The sequence below is a fragment of the Albidovulum sp. genome, from assembly GCF_008933605.1.
GTDB lineage: Bacteria > Pseudomonadota > Alphaproteobacteria > Rhodobacterales > Rhodobacteraceae > Albidovulum.
In genome coordinates this window covers 1-14,475 of record NZ_WBUS01000087.1, presented here as the reverse complement: position 1 = coordinate 14,475, position 14,475 = coordinate 1, and the positions used below count along the sequence as shown (strand labels likewise).

At 69.7% G+C, this 14,475-nt stretch carries 12 protein-coding genes and 1 pseudogene; 8 read left to right on the top strand and 5 right to left on the bottom strand.

Features of this window, described 5'->3' with window-relative positions; all coding sequences use genetic code 11:
* Window positions 1-102: 102 nt before the first annotated feature.
* The 5 genes and pseudogenes from F9K34_RS12050 to F9K34_RS12030 form a co-directional block, all read left to right on the top strand.
* Window positions 103-369: pseudogene (locus tag F9K34_RS12050) on the top strand (ligase-associated DNA damage response exonuclease); the annotation flags it as partial.
* Window positions 366-1,958 (top strand): ATP-dependent DNA ligase, encoded by a 1,593-nt coding sequence (locus F9K34_RS12045; RefSeq protein WP_291337216.1) that lies wholly within the window; start codon window positions 366-368, stop codon window positions 1,956-1,958. The pseudogene F9K34_RS12050 and the gene F9K34_RS12045, both read left to right, overlap by 4 nt.
* A gap of 109 nt (window positions 1,959-2,067) precedes the next feature.
* Window positions 2,068-3,894: a M3 family oligoendopeptidase gene (locus F9K34_RS12040; RefSeq protein WP_291337215.1), complete on the top strand. Its 1,827-nt coding sequence runs from the start codon at window positions 2,068-2,070 to the stop codon at window positions 3,892-3,894.
* Between the two features lie 321 nt (window positions 3,895-4,215).
* Window positions 4,216-6,429, top strand: a complete 2,214-nt coding sequence (locus F9K34_RS12035; RefSeq protein ID WP_291337214.1) for a Hint domain-containing protein — start codon at window positions 4,216-4,218, stop codon at window positions 6,427-6,429.
* A 14-nt stretch (window positions 6,430-6,443) separates the two neighbouring features.
* Window positions 6,444-7,619, top strand: coding sequence for a dipeptidase (locus tag F9K34_RS12030; protein WP_291337213.1), 1,176 nt, complete (start codon window positions 6,444-6,446; stop codon window positions 7,617-7,619).
* A gap of 3 nt (window positions 7,620-7,622) precedes the next feature.
* On the opposite strand, the gene F9K34_RS12025 is transcribed toward F9K34_RS12030, so the two are convergent.
* The gene (locus F9K34_RS12025; RefSeq protein WP_291337212.1) at window positions 7,623-8,069 is read right to left on the bottom strand and encodes a host attachment protein; all 447 of its coding nucleotides are present in this window, start codon (window positions 8,067-8,069) and stop codon (window positions 7,623-7,625) included.
* Window positions 8,070-8,135: 66 nt separating this feature from the next.
* On the bottom strand, window positions 8,136-9,140 hold the full coding sequence (locus F9K34_RS12020; protein WP_291337211.1) for a Gfo/Idh/MocA family protein: 1,005 nt from the start codon (window positions 9,138-9,140) through the stop codon (window positions 8,136-8,138).
* A gap of 132 nt (window positions 9,141-9,272) precedes the next feature.
* On the opposite strand from F9K34_RS12020, the gene F9K34_RS12015 reads away from it, so the two are divergent.
* Complete coding sequence (locus F9K34_RS12015) at window positions 9,273-10,232, top strand: alpha/beta fold hydrolase (RefSeq protein WP_291337210.1); 960 nt, start codon at window positions 9,273-9,275, stop codon at window positions 10,230-10,232.
* Between the two features lie 3 nt (window positions 10,233-10,235).
* Here F9K34_RS12015 and rpoH read toward each other — a convergent pair whose 3' ends face one another.
* The 3 genes from rpoH to F9K34_RS12000 form a co-directional block, all read right to left on the bottom strand.
* Window positions 10,236-11,132, bottom strand: coding sequence for an RNA polymerase sigma factor RpoH (rpoH, locus tag F9K34_RS12010; protein ID WP_291337209.1), 897 nt, complete (start codon window positions 11,130-11,132; stop codon window positions 10,236-10,238).
* Window positions 11,133-11,307: 175 nt separating this feature from the next.
* Window positions 11,308-12,738, bottom strand: coding sequence for a cardiolipin synthase (cls, locus tag F9K34_RS12005; RefSeq protein ID WP_291337208.1), 1,431 nt, complete (start codon window positions 12,736-12,738; stop codon window positions 11,308-11,310).
* Window positions 12,739-12,765: 27 nt separating this feature from the next.
* Window positions 12,766-13,800, bottom strand: coding sequence for an RluA family pseudouridine synthase (locus F9K34_RS12000; protein ID WP_291337207.1), 1,035 nt, complete (start codon window positions 13,798-13,800; stop codon window positions 12,766-12,768).
* On the opposite strand from F9K34_RS12000, the gene F9K34_RS11995 reads away from it, so the two are divergent.
* Together F9K34_RS11995 and F9K34_RS11990 are read left to right on the top strand one after the other, a co-directional pair.
* Window positions 13,787-14,116, top strand: a complete 330-nt coding sequence (locus F9K34_RS11995) for a DUF6476 family protein (protein ID WP_291337206.1) — start codon at window positions 13,787-13,789, stop codon at window positions 14,114-14,116. The two genes, F9K34_RS12000 and F9K34_RS11995, sit on opposite strands and share 14 nt — an antisense overlap.
* A gap of 4 nt (window positions 14,117-14,120) precedes the next feature.
* On the top strand, window positions 14,121-14,475 hold a 355-nt coding region (locus tag F9K34_RS11990), incomplete at its 3' end, for an NnrS family protein (RefSeq protein ID WP_291337205.1).

Sequence of the window (14,475 nt, the reverse complement as noted above, 5' to 3'; positions counted from 1 at the left end):
CCCGGTTGATCAGCCCGACTTCCAGTGCCGCTTCGGCCATGAAGGGCTCGCCCAACAGCAATGCCTCGGCAGCCCTGTGGTAACCCAGCATCTGTGGCACCAGCAGGCTGGATGCGGCTTCGGGGCGTAAGGCGGCGGCGCGGGCTTGCCGCCGGTTTCGTCCTGTCCGACCACGCCGACTGGGACGGGCTCAACGCCGCCATCGCCGCGACCGGGGCGCAAAGGGTCTACGTCACCCATGGCTATACCGCTGTGTTCCGGCGCTGGCTGGAGGAGGCGGGCTACGAGGCCGGCATCGTGGCGACGGAGTTCCAGGGCGAGGACGCGGACGCGACGGCGGCGGAGACGCCTGCCGAGGTCACGGAATGAAGCGCTTCGCCGCCCTTTTCGCCGCGCTCGACGGCACCACGGCGACGAACGCGAAGGTCGCAGCGCTTGCCGACTACTTCCGCACCGCGCCTGACGAGGACCGGCTCTGGACCATCGCGCTCCTGTCCGGCCGGCGGCCGCGGCGCAGCGTGACCACGACGGAACTGAGGGAATGGGCGGCAGAGGCAGCCGGGCTGCCGCTCTGGCTCTTCGAGGAAAGCTATCCGGTGGTGGGCGACCTTGCCGAGACGATCGCGCTCGTCCTGCCCGAGCCGCGGGATACGAGCGACCGGACGCTCGCGGACTGGATCGGACTGCTCCGCGCCCAGTCAGGGCGACCTTCGGCAGAACGCAAGGCCGCGATCCTCGACGCCTGGGAGAGGCTCGCACCCGAGGAACGGTTCCTCTTCAACAAGCTCATCACCGGCGGTTTCCGCATGGGCGTGAGCCAGCGGCTCATGACCCGCGCACTGGCCCGGGCGACCGGAATGGACGAGGCGGAACTCGCCCACCGGCTGATGGGTGCCTGGACACCCGAAACGGTGAGTTACCGCGCGCTTCTTCAGGCGAACGACAGGGCAGGCGACCTGACCCGCCCCTATCCCTTCTTCCTTGCCCATCCGCTGGAGGACGGACCCGAAGGGCTGGGCGACCCGGCCGGGTGGTTCGCCGAATGGAAATGGGACGGCATCCGCGGCCAGCTTGTCTTCCGCCGCGGCGCCCTTGCACTCTGGTCGCGGGGGGAGGAGCTCATCACCGACCGTTTCCCCGAATTCGCCCGGGCGCGGGACTGGCTGCCCGACGGCACCGTGATCGACGGCGAGGTGATGGCCTGGGCGGGCGACGGCCCCCTGCCCTTCGCCGAGTTGCAGAAGCGGATCGGGCGCAAGGCCGCGCCGAAGAAGCTCCTGGCCGAGGCGCCGGCGATGCTCATCGCCTACGACCTTCTCGAGGCCGAAGGCCAGGACCTTCGGGCCGAGCCCTTCGCCGCCCGCCGCGCGCGGCTTCAGGCGATGACCGCGGTCCTGCCGGCCGAGGCGCCGATCCGCCTTTCGCCCGAGGTCGCCTTTGCCGACTGGCAGACCCTTGCCACGGCCCGCGCGGGGGCGAAGGCGGCCCGGGCCGAGGGGCTGATGCTGAAACGCCGCGCCTCGGCCTATGGTGTCGGGCGCAGACGCGGGGACTGGTGGAAGTGGAAGCTCGATCCGATGACGGTCGACGCGGTCATGGTCTATGCCCAGGCGGGCCACGGGCGGCGGGCGACGCTCTTCACCGACTTCACCTTCGCGGTGCGGGACGGCGAGGACTTCGTGCCCTTCGCCAAGGCCTATTCGGGCCTCACCGACGGCGAATTCGCCGCGATCACCCGCTGGGTGCGCGCCCACACGCTCGAACGCTTCGGCCCGGTGCGGCGGGTGCCGCCGGAACTGGTCTTCGAGATCGCCTTCGAGGGCATCCAGCCCTCGCCCCGCCACAGGTCGGGGATCGCGCTCAGGTTCCCGCGCATCCTGCGCTGGCGACGCGACAAGCCGGCGGCGGAAATCGACACGCTCGATACGCTGAAATCCCTGCTCGCGGCCCGGGGCTGATCGGACGGGAGCCTCCGGCGGCAGTATTTCGGCCACAATGAAAGCAGGCGGGTTGCCTTGGCCACCGCAGGGTGACTATCTCTGTCCGGCCCACGACACGAGGTTTGCCATGACGATCCGCCTGCCCCGCCCCGTCTTCGACGCCGACGCCACCGGGGGGGGCCTCGGCAAGCTTCCGGACTGGGACCTGGGCGACCTCTACGCCGCCCCCGACGCGCCCGAGGTGGCGCGCGACTTGGCCGAACTCGAGCGCGCCTGCGCCGCCTTCGCGGCCGACTACGAGGGCAAGCTATCGACGCTCGATGCCGCGGGGATGCTCGACTGCATCCGCCGGCACGAGCGGATCGAGGCGCTGGCGGGCCGGGTCATGTCCTTCGCCGGCCTGCGCTACTACCAGAACACGGTCGACGCGATGCGCGCGAAGTTCCTGTCGGACAGCCAGGACAAGGTGACGGAATACACCACGCCACTGGTGTTTTTCTCCTTGGAGTTCAACCGTATCGAAGACGCCGCTTACACGGCGCTCTTCTCCGCGAACGACGCGATCGCCCGCTACAAGCCGGTGTTCGACCGGATGCGGGCGATGAAGCCCTACCAGCTCTCGGACGAGCTCGAGCGGTTCCTGCACGACCAGTCCACGGTCGGCGCCTCGGCCTGGAACAGGCTTTTCGACGAGACCATGGCGGGGCTGTCCTTCGCCGTCGCGGGCGAGGCCGAACCGATGAGCCTGGAGGCGACGCTCAACCTCCTCTCGGAACCCGAGAGGCCCCGGCGGGAGGCGGCCGCGCGGGCGCTTGCGGAGGTCTTCGGCAATAATATCAAGCTTTTCGCCCGCGTTCATAACACGCTGGCGAAGGAAAAGGAGATCGAGGACCGCTGGCGCAAGATGCCCACGCCGCAAACTGCGCGGCACCTCTCGAACGATGTCGAGCCCGAGGTGGTCGCGGCGCTCAGGAACGCCGTCGTCGCCGCCTACCCGAAGCTCAGCCACCGCTACTACCGGCTGAAGGCGAAGTGGATGGGGCTCGACAAGCTCCAGGTCTGGGATCGCAACGCGCCCCTGCCGATGGAGGAAAAGAAAACCGTGGGCTGGGAGGAGGCGCGCGAGACGGTGCTTTCGGCATATGCGAGCTTCGACCCGGAAATGGCTGATCTTGCGAAGCCTTTCTTCGAGAAGGGCTGGATCGATGCCGGTGTGAAGCCGGGCAAGGCGCCGGGCGCCTTCGCCCATCCGACGGTGACGGAGGTGCACCCCTACGTGATGCTCAACTACCTCGGCAAGCCGCGCGACGTGATGACGCTTGCCCACGAACTCGGCCACGGTGTCCACCAGCGCCTTGCCGCCCCGCAGGGCGAGATGCTCAGCCAGACGCCGCTCACGCTCGCCGAGACGGCCAGCGTCTTCGGCGAGATGCTGACCTTCCGCAAGCTGCTGGCGCAGGCTGCGACGCCCGCGGAACGCAAGATCCTGCTCGCGGGCAAGGTCGAGGACATGATCAACACCGTCGTCCGGCAGATCGCCTTCTACGACTTCGAATGCAAGCTGCATGCGGCCCGTCGCGCGGGCGAACTGACGCCCGACGACATCGGTCAGCTCTGGATGAGCGTGCAGGGCGAGAGCCTGGGCGACGCGTTCGAGTTCATGCCGGGATACGAGACCTTCTGGGCCTATATCCCGCATTTCGTCCACTCGCCCTTCTACGTCTATGCCTATGCCTTCGGCGACGGGCTCGTGAACGCGCTCTATGCGGTCTACGAGGAGGGACTGCCGGAGTTCCAGGCCAAGTATTTCGACATGCTGAAGGCCGGCGGCTCCAAGCATCACAAGGAGCTCCTGGCCCCGTTCGGCCTTGATGCCAGCGACCCGAAGTTCTGGGACAAGGGGCTTTCGATGATCGGGGCCATGATCGAGGAACTGGAGGCGATGGAAGCGTGACCACGTCGGCGACCTGTGCCGTCCGGGGCACGGTCGCCGGGCCTTTTTCGTCAATTTCGCTCGGATAAGCGCACTTTTGCCGCGGGCTTTGCTATTTTGTGCCAGTTTCCGGTGCGACAGAGGCGATCTCGGACATGTGCCGGCCGAGGATGAGTGAGGGCCCGTGGATGCGGGCGATGCGAGTGAGAAGATGAACCCTTTCAGTCCTGACGCGCCGCGCCGCGAAGTCGCCGCGCTAGCCTGCCCCATCTGGCGGGCCTCGTTCCATCGTGCCCGGCCGGATCGGCGCCCCATCCGTGACTTGCGCGAGCGGAGGGGATAATGGCGAACATCACGGGCACCAACGCCAACAACACGCTGAACGGCACCAACAATGCCGACACGATCAACGGGCTGAGCGGCAGCGACACGATCAACGCCCGCGGCGGCAACGACAACATCGTCGCCGGGCCCGCGACGCAGGTCAACTCGCCCCTGTTCCTCAACTGGGCGGCGGCGGGAAGCGATGAATCCTCAATCGCCGGCGGCTTCACCCAGAACACGGGCGGGGTCAACGTCACGGTCAGCTATACCGACGACGGCGGCGGCACCGGCTTCACCGTCGAGTCATCCGACACCCAGTACCGCGTGACCGGCGAGCCGTTCAGCACCACCTCGGCCGCGAGTCTCGCCGGCACCGGGGCCGGCCCGACCTCGACCGTCGAGGTCAGCTTCGCGGGTGTCGCCGGGGGCGGCTTCCAGGACGAGGTGACCAACGTCAGCTTCCGCATCAACGACATCGACGCGGCCGGCTGGCAGGACATCGTCACGATCAACGCCTACGATGCCGCCGGCAACCTCGTGCCGGTAACGATCACGCCCGCCGGCAACGACACGGTATCGGGCAACACGATCACCGCCGGACCGACCAGCGACACCACCTCCTCGGCCAACGGCTCGGCGCTGATCACCATCGCCGGTCCCGTCGCCCGCTTCGAGATCATCTACTCGAACGGCGGCACTTCCGGCCAGCTTCTCAACATCACCAACGTCCACTTCGAAGCCCAGCCGCTCGACAACGACACGGTCTTTGGCGGCAATGGCAACGACACCATCGACGGCGGCTGGGGCAACGATTCCCTCCTCGGCGAGGCGGGCACCGATTCCATCCTTGGCGGGCTCGGCGACGACACCATCGACGGCGGCACCGAGGCCGACTTCATAGACGGCGGCGACGGCGCGGATTCGCTCCTCGGCGGCGCGGGTATCTTCAACGACACGATCCAGGGCGGCGCCGGCAACGACACGATCGACGGCGGCGACGGCAACGACTCGCTTTCCGGCGGCGCCGACAGCGACTCGATCCTCGGCGGGCTCGGCAACGACACCGTCGATGGCGGCACCGAGGCCGACTACATCGACGGCGGCGATGGCGCGGATTCGCTTTTCGGCGGCGCGGGCTCCTTCGCCGACACCATCCTCGGCGGCGCCGGCAACGACACGATCGACGGCGGCGACGGCAACGACTCGCTCCTCGGCGGCGCAGGCGCGGACAGCATCCTCGGCGGGCTCGGCAACGACACCGTCGATGGCGGCACCGAGGCCGACTACATCGACGGCGGCGATGGCAACGACTCGCTCTTCGGCGGCGCAGGCACCTTCAACGACACCATCCTCGGCGGCGCGGGCAACGACACGATCGACGGCGGTGCGGGCGCCGACGTGATGACGGGCGGGGCCAACGACGACCGGTTCATCGGGATCACCGCCGGCGATGTGGTGGATGGCTCGGAGGATGTCGGCAACACCGACACCGACGTGCTCGACCTTTTCGGCTCCGGCTGGACCAAGGCCAACACCAACATCATCTTCAGCGACCCGAGCCACGAGAATGGCACGGTCCAGTTCCTCGACGTGAACGGCAACGTCATCGGCACGATGACCTTCTCGAACATCGAGACGATCGTGCCCTGCTTCACGCCCGGAACGCTGATCGACACCGATCGCGGGCCGGTGCGGGTGGAGGCGCTGCAGCCGGGCGACCGGGTGCTGACCATGGACCACGGCTATCAGCCGGTCCGGTGGGCCGGGCACCGCGACGTGACGGCGGAGGAACTTCTGCGCGCGCCGCAGCTCCGTCCGATCCTGATCAGCCGCGACACCTTCGGGCCCGGCCTGCCGGAGCGCGACCTGCGGGTCTCTCCGCAGCATCGTCTGCTCCTCGCCGGCGCCCGGGCCGAGCTTGTCTCGGGCGAGACCGAGGTGCTGGCGCCGGCCGTCCACCTCCTCGGCCTGCCGGGCGTGGTGCAGGACGCGGCGGCGGCCGGTGTGCGCTATGTCCACCTGCTCTTCGACCGGCACGAGATCGTGCGGTCGAACGGGCTCTGGACCGAAAGCTACCAGCCGGCGGCGGCGACGCTTTCGGCCCTGGAGGACGGCCAGCGCGCCGAGATTCTCGCGCTCTTCCCTGGGCTTCCGGGGGCGACCGCGGAAGGCTATCCTTCCGCCCGGGCGACGGTGAAACGGCACGAGGCGCGGCTGATCCTCGCCTCCTGATCCCGGGGGACCCGATGTGGCTTGTCTGGCGGATCGTGCTCTTCCTCGCAGTCATTGGCGCTGCGGGCGTCTTTTCCTTCGGTCCGGGGATGGTCGAGCGACGGGTGAACCCGGTCGCCGCGCATGACCCCTGGCCGGTCACGCCCGCCGCCGCGGCAATGCACGCGCGGCTCGTCATCGGCGACCTGCACGCCGATTCGCTCCTCTGGGACCGCGACCTGACCCGGCGCGCGTCGCGCGGGCACGTCGACCTGCCCCGGCTCGTCGAGGGCAACGTCGCGCTGCAGGTCTTCACGACCGTGACGAAGAGCCCCTCGGGCCTGAACATCGAGAGGAACGCGGCGACCGCACCGGACGACATCACGCGGCTCTACATCGGCCAGCTGCGCCCCTTTCGAAGCTGGCTCGACCTGACCGAGCGGGCGCTCGAACAGGCACGGCAGCTTGCCCTCGCGGAGGAGAAGGCGCCGGAGATGCTGAAGATCGTCCGCAGCCGCGCCGATCTCGACGCAGTGCTGGCGCGGCGGGAGGCGGGCGAACCCGTGGTGGGCGGCCTCCTCGGCGCCGAGGGGGGCCACGCGCTCGGCGGCGATCTGGCCAATCTCGACCGGCTCTACGACGCAGGCTTCCGGCTCATCGGGCTCACCCATTTCTTCGACAACGAGCTTGGCGCCTCGCTGCACGGCGAGGCGGGTGCGGGCAGCGGGCTGACCGAGTTCGGCCGGATGGTCGTCGCGAGGATGGTCGAGAAGCGCATGATCATCGACCTGGCGCATGCCTCGCCCGAGGTCGCGCGCGAGGTGCTCGACACCGTGCGCGTGCCGGTAGTGATCAGCCACACCGGCGTCCGGAGCCAGTGCGAGACGGTCAGGAACGTGCCCGACGACACCCTTCGCCGGGTGGCGGACGGCGGCGGCCTCGTCGGTATCGGCTTCTGGGCGGAGGTGACTTGCGATGCCACGCCCGCCGGCATCGCGGCCGCCATCGACGCCGCCATCGGCGTCGTCGGCGAGAATCACGTGGCGCTCGGCTCGGATTTCGACGGGGCGGTCCCGACGACCTTCGACGCCTCGGAACTGGCGGCGCTGACCCAGGCCCTGATCGACCGCGGGATCGAGGAGCCCGTGATCGCCAAGGTCATGGGCGGCAACATGGTGCGCTTCCTGCAGGCCGCGCTGCCGCCCGGATGACGGTCAGACCTTGATCAGCCCCTCGAAGTGCCGGGGCAGGTCGATCGCGGGGATCTTCATGAGGTCCTTCGCCAGGTCGCCCGCCAGCGCCGCCGCCGCGGGCCCGGCGATGAGCTTGCGCAGCACGCCGAGCATCTTCGGCGCCGCGGCGACGACCAGCCGGTCGGCCTTCGCCTGAGGCCATTCCTGGGCGAGGGCCTCGGCCACGTGCTTGGCAAAGCGCTCCCGGCGCTGCACTTCCAGCGTCTCGTGCGGATCGACCCCGTGGCGCGGCGCGCCGGCGGGGCCGGTCTGGCGCACCGGGCGGTCCTGGTACCCGATCTGCAGGTCGGGGAACTGCGCGGTCGAGAGTCCCGCCAGTTCCTTCAGCCCCGTCCCCGGGCCCTCGTTGATCAGGAAGCGCGCCTCGGTGTCGTCGGCCATCAGGACAAGCGTGCGGTCGGGCTTCATCGCGGTTCTCCTTTTCTCCTTCGCGGCCAGTCTGGCGCGCCTGGCCGCGGTTGTCCCTGACTTGCGTCAGGCTTGTGCAAGGTGCCCGTCGGCGGCGAAGACCAGATCGATCATCGCCTGTGTCCCCTTCGCGTCCTCCAGCCTCCAGGGATAGGCTGCGCCCTCGCGCAGCGCCCGGCCAAAGGCCTCCACCTGGTTGCGGTACTGCCGGGCGCCCGGGAAGCGCTCGACATGATCGGGCTTGCCGGGGCGGAACATGTGCAGCTGCGCCTCGCCGAAAAGGCCCGCATTGAAGGGCGCGGTGAGGCGCAGGAGGCCCGCTTCGCCCTGGAACACCACCTCCTGCCGGGGCGGCAGGCGCATCGAGGTCATCGCATGGTAGCTGAACCGGCCCGCCGGTCCCTCCCCAGGCCGCTCCATGTCGGCCAGAACCTGCGCGAAGACATCGACGCCGTTCTCGCGGGCGATGCGGGAGCGCACGGCGACGGGCTCGGCCCCGGTGACCCAGCGCACCGAGCCATAGGTGTAGACGCCGATGTCGGGGATGGAGCCGCCGCCGGTCTCGGGGCGGTTGCGGATGTTGGCCGGGTCGGCGCGGTTGTCGTAGCTGAAATGCGCGTCGGCATGGAGGATGCGGCCGATGGCGCCGTCCTGCACCAGCGCCCTCGCCCGCTGCCACTGCGGGTGGTGGACGATCATGTAGGCCTCCGTCACCAGAAGCCCCGAGGCATCGCGCGCGGCGATGAGCCCGTCGATCTCACCCGCCGCCATGGCGATGGGCTTCTCGGTCAGGACATGCTTGCCCGCCGCGATGGCCTTCAGCGTCCACTCGACATGAAGCGTGTTCGGCAACGGCACATAGACCGCCTCCACCTCCGGGTCCGCGAGGAGCGCCTCGTAGCTTTCATGCACCTTGAGGTCGGGGCAGAAGGCGCGGAACCTCTCGGCCTTGCCGGCATGCGTGGTCGCCAAGGAGTGCAGCCGGGCGCCCTCGGCCTCGTGGATCGCGCGGGCCATGTGCTGGCGGGCGAAGTTGGCCGCGCCGAGAATGCCCCAGTTGACCGGCCTCATCGCGATCTCCCCCTGTTGTGCACCCGTTCATGGGTAGCCCCATGGCCGCGCCGGGGCAATGGGCGGCCGCTTGATCCCGATCATGGCGCGGCGCGGGCAGGTCGGGCATGGGGCCGGAGAGGAGGGCGCGGAATGAACCGGCGCGGCGTCATCGGCCTGGGACTGGCAGCCGCCGCTGCGGCGGTGACGGCCGCGCCGGTGCGACGATCGTTCGACGCAGCGCTGACCGAGGCACGGGCACGGATCGCGGCCCCGGCGGCGCTGGCGGCGACCCGCTTCGGTCCCGTCCAGTGGGCCGAGGCCGGCGACGGGCCGCCGGTCCTGATGTTGCACGGCACGGGCGGAGGATTCGACCAGGGGCTTCTCTTCTGCCGGAGGCTTGCCTCCGCCGGCTGGCGGGTAATCGCGCCGTCGCGCTTCGGCTATCTCGGCACGCCGATGCCCGCCGCCGCCTCGCCCGCCGCCGAGGCCGATGCGATGGCCGACCTCCTCGACACGGTCGGAATCGCGCGGCTTCCCGTCATGGGCGGATCGGCCGGCGCGATCCCGGCCATCGAGTTCGCGATCCGCCACCCCGACCGCTGCGCCGCGCTGGTGGCCATCGTCCCCGCAGCGCATGCGCCAGGCCGCCCGCCGATGCGTCCCGGGGCGCTCGGAGCCGCGGTCATGCGCCATGCGCTGCGGTCGGATTTCGTCTTCTGGGCGGGAATGGAACTGGCCGAGGACACTATGATCCGCACGCTTCTCGCCACCGACCCGGCGCTGGTTCGCGCCGTACACCCCGCTGAGCGGGCGCGCGCCCGTGACATCCTCCGCACCATCCTTCCGGTAAGCGCGCGGGCCGAGGGGCTTCTCCATGACGCGCGCTGGGCCGGCGACCCGCCCGAACAGCCGCTGGAAAGGATCGCCGCGCCGACGCTCGCGGTGGCCTGCGAGGACGATTTCTTCCTGACCCACGACGCGGCGCGTCACATCGCCCGCATCGTGCCGGACGCCGAACTGGTCAGCTTTCCGACCGGCGGGCATATCTGGGTCGGCCATGACGCCGAGGTCTTCGCCGCGATCGACGCCTTCCTGCGGCGGCGCGCCTGAACCTCAGACGGGGACGAGCATCCCCTTGTCCCGGGCGAGCTTGCGCATCTCGTTCTGCAGCTTCTCGAAGGCGCGCACCTCGATCTGGCGGATGCGCTCGCGGCTGACGCCGTACTGCTCCGACAGATCCTCGAGCGTCACCGGGTCGTCGCGCAGGCGGCGCTGCATCAGCACGTCCTTCTCGCGGTCGTTTAGGACCGCCATCGCCCTTTCGAGCAGTTCACGCCGCACGCCGAGCTCATCCTTCTCCGCAAAGTCGGTGGCCTGGTCGGCGTCCTCGTCCTCGAGCCAGTCCTGCCACTGGGCGGCGCCCTCGCCGTCCGCGCCGATCGTCGCGTTCAGCGAGGCGTCGGCGCCGGCAAGGCGGCGGTTCATGTCGATGACCTCGTCCTCGCTCACGTTCAGGTCGTGCGCGATCTTCGCGACATGCTCGGGCGTGAGATCGCCTTCCTCCAGCGCGCCGATCCGGCTCTTCGCCTTCCTGAGGTTGAAGAAGAGCTTCTTCTGCGCCGAGGTCGTGCCGAGCTTCACGAGGCTCCAGGACCTCAGGATGTATTCCTGGATCGAGGCGCGGATCCACCACATCGCATAGGTGGCAAGCCGGAAGCCCCTTTCCGGATCGAAGCGCTTGACCGCCTGCATCAGCCCGACATTGGCCTCGGAGATGACCTCGGCCTGAGGCAGGCCGTAGCCGCGATAGCCCATGGCGATCTTGGCCGCGAGGCGCAGGTGCGAGGTGACCAGGCGGTGGGCGGCGGTGCTGTCCTGGTGGTCCACCCACGCCTTGGCCAGCATGTATTCCTCCTCCGGCTCCAGCAGCGGGAACTTGCGGATTTCCTGGAGGTAGCGGTTCAGCCCCTGTTCGGGGCTCGGCGCGGGAAGATTGGCATAGCTCGTCATTCCTGACCCTTTCTGTCGGCCGGGGACCCCGTTATCTACGCGTCCCGATGCAGTCGCACAAGAGCGAAGGCCTACATGCTGCAATTTAACGACGAATGGATATACGTCCGTCGCCGTTCCGCGGATGTTTCATGGTTTCACGTCCTTGTCAGCGGGCGCGATCACCGCACCCTCGTCAGAGCAAGGGACCCATCGTCGCGAAGAGGTTGTTGGTCGCCCGCACGGCGAGGGACCAGCTCCTGCCGTGGTTGAGGTCGAGAATCGCGGCCTTGTCGAGCCAGGCGAGCTGGCGGGAACGGACAGCCCCGGTCGTCTCCTCGCAGGCGAGGATCAGTGTGTTCTCGTAGTTCAATTCGAAGCTGCGGCGGTCCATGTTGGCCGAGCCGACGCAGGTGGCGACGCCGTCCACGGTCAGCGTCTTGGCATGCAGAAGACCGGGGCCGAACTCGGCGAGGCGTACGCCCGCGTGGAGCAGGTCCGCATAGTAGCTGCGGCTGGCCCGGGCGACGAAGACGCTATCGTTCCGCGCGGGCAGGATCATCGTCACCTTCACGCCGCGCTGCGCGGCCGAGCAGATCGCCCGGTGGAGCGTGTCGTCGGGCACATAGTAGGGCGTGGTGATGATCGCCTCGTCCTCGGCGGCCGCCAGCAGGAGCGCGAAGAGGTCGGAGACGGCACGGTTGTCGATGGTCGGCCCGGTGCCCACGGCGACCGCGGGGAACCCGCCGGAAAGCGGCGGCACACCCGCCCCGAGAAGGCCGGAGATGTCCTCCTCGGTGTGGGTCATCCAGTCGATGGCGAAAAGATGCTGGAACTGGCGCACCACGGGCCCCTCGATCCTCAGCATGATGTCGACCCAGGGGGCGTATTTCCGCTTGGGCCGGAAGGCGGCGTCGGCGCAGTTCTGGCTGCCGCAGTAGCTCACGCGGCCGTCGATCACGACAATCTTGCGGTGATTCCTGAGGTCGATGCGGGCAAGGAAGATATGTGCCGGCAGCCAGCGCATCTTGAAGGTGATCGCTGTCCGCACGCCGGCGGCGGCAAGGCCCTTCCAGCGCTCCGACCGGGCGAGCGCGCGCGAGCCGACACCGTCGATCAGCACCCGGCAGGCCACGCCGCGGGCCGCCGCGCGCTCCACGGCATTGATGACGCGGCCGCCGCTTGCGTCCTCGAGCCAGATGTAGAACAGCAGATGCACATGATCCCGCGCCGCGTCGATATCGGCGACGAGCGCGTCGATGGCCGCGCCCTCGTCGGCCGGGATCGTCGCCCGGTTGCCGCCCACCGGCACGAAGCGGTTGACCGATGCGGCGCGGCGGAAGACGGGACGAAGCGCCGGGGGCAGGTCCGGCGCAGCCTCCCCCGGGCCGGCGAGGCGCGGCGCCCCGAGCCGGGCCGTGACGTCCGCCATCCGGCGGCGCGTGCGGGCGCCGATGTTCACCTCGCCGAAGAGGAAGTAGAGCACCACCCCCAGGACCGGCAGGCCAGCGATCAGGAGAAGCCAGGCCGCCCGGGCGGCCGGCTGCCGGTCGCGCCGGGTCAGTGCACGGAGCGCGGTGAGGAACTGAAGGGCGAGATGGAGGAGGACGCCGAAGCTGAGGGTCACCGGAGAGCCTTTGTGCAAGACCGGGGATCAGGGCCTGAGACGCGCGAGAAGCGCCGCGAAATCTTCCGGCAGGTCCGAGGTGAAGCGCAAGTCCTCTCCGCTCACCGGATGGACGAAGCCGAGCGTCGCCGCGTGGAGCGCCTGGCGCGGGAAGGCGGCCACGGCCGCCGCGGCGTCCGGTCCGAGCGCAGCGGCCGAGGGCTTGCGGCGGCCGCCATAGGTCGGATCGCCGACGAGACCGTGGCCCGCGTGGGCCATGTGGACGCGGATCTGGTGCGTCCGCCCGGTCTCGAGCCAGCACTCCACGAGCGCGAGCGCCGGCGGCGCCCCGAAGGTCTCCACCACGCGCAGGCGTGTCACGGCGTGGCGGCCGCCGTGGAAGAGCACGGCCTGGCGCTGACGGTCGGTCTTGTGGCGGGCAAGCTGGGTCGTGATCTTGAGGATGCCCCCCGGCTCGAAGCTCACCCCCTTCACGCCGGCAAGGCGCGGGTCGCTCCGGTCCGGCACGCCCTGGACGAGGGCTAAGTAGTGGCGCTCGACGCTGTGCGCCTCGAACTGGCGGGCAAGGCCGTGGTGGGCGCGGTCGCTCTTGGCCGCGACCAGAAGGCCAGAGGTATCCTTGTCGATCCGGTGCACGATGCCGGGCCGCTTCTCGCCGCCGACGCCCGACAGCGTGTCGCCGCAGTGGTGCAGGAGCGCGTTGACGAGCGTTCCGTCGCGCGAGCCCGGCGCGGGGTGCACGACCATGCCCGCGGGCTTGTCGATGACGATGAGGTCGGCGTCCTCCCACAGCACCTTCAGCGGGATCGCCTCGGCCTTCGTCGCCACCTCCCCGGCAGGGCCGAGCGCGATGGCATAGGTCTCGCCCTCCGCGACCTTCGCCTTGGGGTCGGCGACGGGCACGCCGGCTTTCGTCACCGCACCCTCGGCCAGAAGCCGCGCGAGGCGCGAGCGCGACAGCGACGCTTCCGCTGGCACATCGCGGGCGAGCGCCTTATCAAGGCGGTCGGGCGGGTTGGGCCCGATCTCGACGGAAAGGATGCGACCGGTGGCCTCCGACATCGACGACGCTCCGCAGGGAAACGGCGCCGCTCCGCCGCCGGAACTGCGCTTCCTGAAACTCCTCGTCACCGCCCTTGCCGGGACGATGATTGCCGGACTGATAACGATCATCGTGCTCCTTGTCATCCGCCTGCCGTCGGTCACCGCGGTCCGGCCGAGCCTGCCCGAACATGTCGTGCTTCCCGACGGGCTCACCGCCGAGGCGGTGACCTTTGGCCGCGGCTGGATCGCCGTCGTCACCGACACGGAGGAGATACTCATCCTCGACGCCGAGACGGGGGCGCTGCGGCAGCGCGTGGCGATCGGCGGGACGTGACCCGGTGAGCCCGGACGGCATCGCGCCCCGAGCCGCGCTGTGGCGCCACCCGGCGGGCGTGTTCTTCGCCCTCGCCGCGGTATTCGCCACGGCGCTGCCCTGGATCTGGCTGCTGCCGCTCGACGATCCGCGGCTGGCACATGTCCGCCTCGGCATCTTCGGCTTTGGTGGCGCGGCGGTCACGGGCTACGTGCTGACCGCCCAGCGGGCCTGGACCGGGCGCGACGCGCCGCTCCCCGCGCCGCTCCTCGGCGCTTTGGCGCTCGCGGCCCGGATCGCGGCCTTCCGCTGGCCGGAGGCCGCGCTTGCCCCCGCCCTGCCCCTGGCCCTCGTCGCCGGCGCCGTGCTCTGGCCCGTGG

Excerpts from the sequence above, each read along its gene's own strand:
- F9K34_RS12045 (WP_291337216.1), top strand. The coding sequence starts at position 366 with ATGAAGCGCTTCGCCGCCCTTTTCGCCGCGCTCGACGGCACCACGGCG.
- F9K34_RS12040 (WP_291337215.1), top strand. The coding sequence starts at position 2,068 with ATGACGATCCGCCTGCCCCGCCCCGTCTTCGACGCCGACGCCACCGGG.
- F9K34_RS12035 (WP_291337214.1), top strand. The coding sequence starts at position 4,216 with ATGGCGAACATCACGGGCACCAACGCCAACAACACGCTGAACGGCACC.
- F9K34_RS12030 (WP_291337213.1), top strand. The coding sequence starts at position 6,444 with ATGTGGCTTGTCTGGCGGATCGTGCTCTTCCTCGCAGTCATTGGCGCT.
- F9K34_RS12025 (WP_291337212.1), bottom strand. The coding sequence starts at position 8,069 with ATGAAGCCCGACCGCACGCTTGTCCTGATGGCCGACGACACCGAGGCG.
- F9K34_RS12020 (WP_291337211.1), bottom strand. The coding sequence starts at position 9,140 with ATGAGGCCGGTCAACTGGGGCATTCTCGGCGCGGCCAACTTCGCCCGC.
- F9K34_RS12015 (WP_291337210.1), top strand. The coding sequence starts at position 9,273 with ATGAACCGGCGCGGCGTCATCGGCCTGGGACTGGCAGCCGCCGCTGCG.
- rpoH (WP_291337209.1), bottom strand. The coding sequence starts at position 11,132 with ATGACGAGCTATGCCAATCTTCCCGCGCCGAGCCCCGAACAGGGGCTG.
- F9K34_RS12000 (WP_291337207.1), bottom strand. The coding sequence starts at position 13,800 with ATGTCGGAGGCCACCGGTCGCATCCTTTCCGTCGAGATCGGGCCCAAC.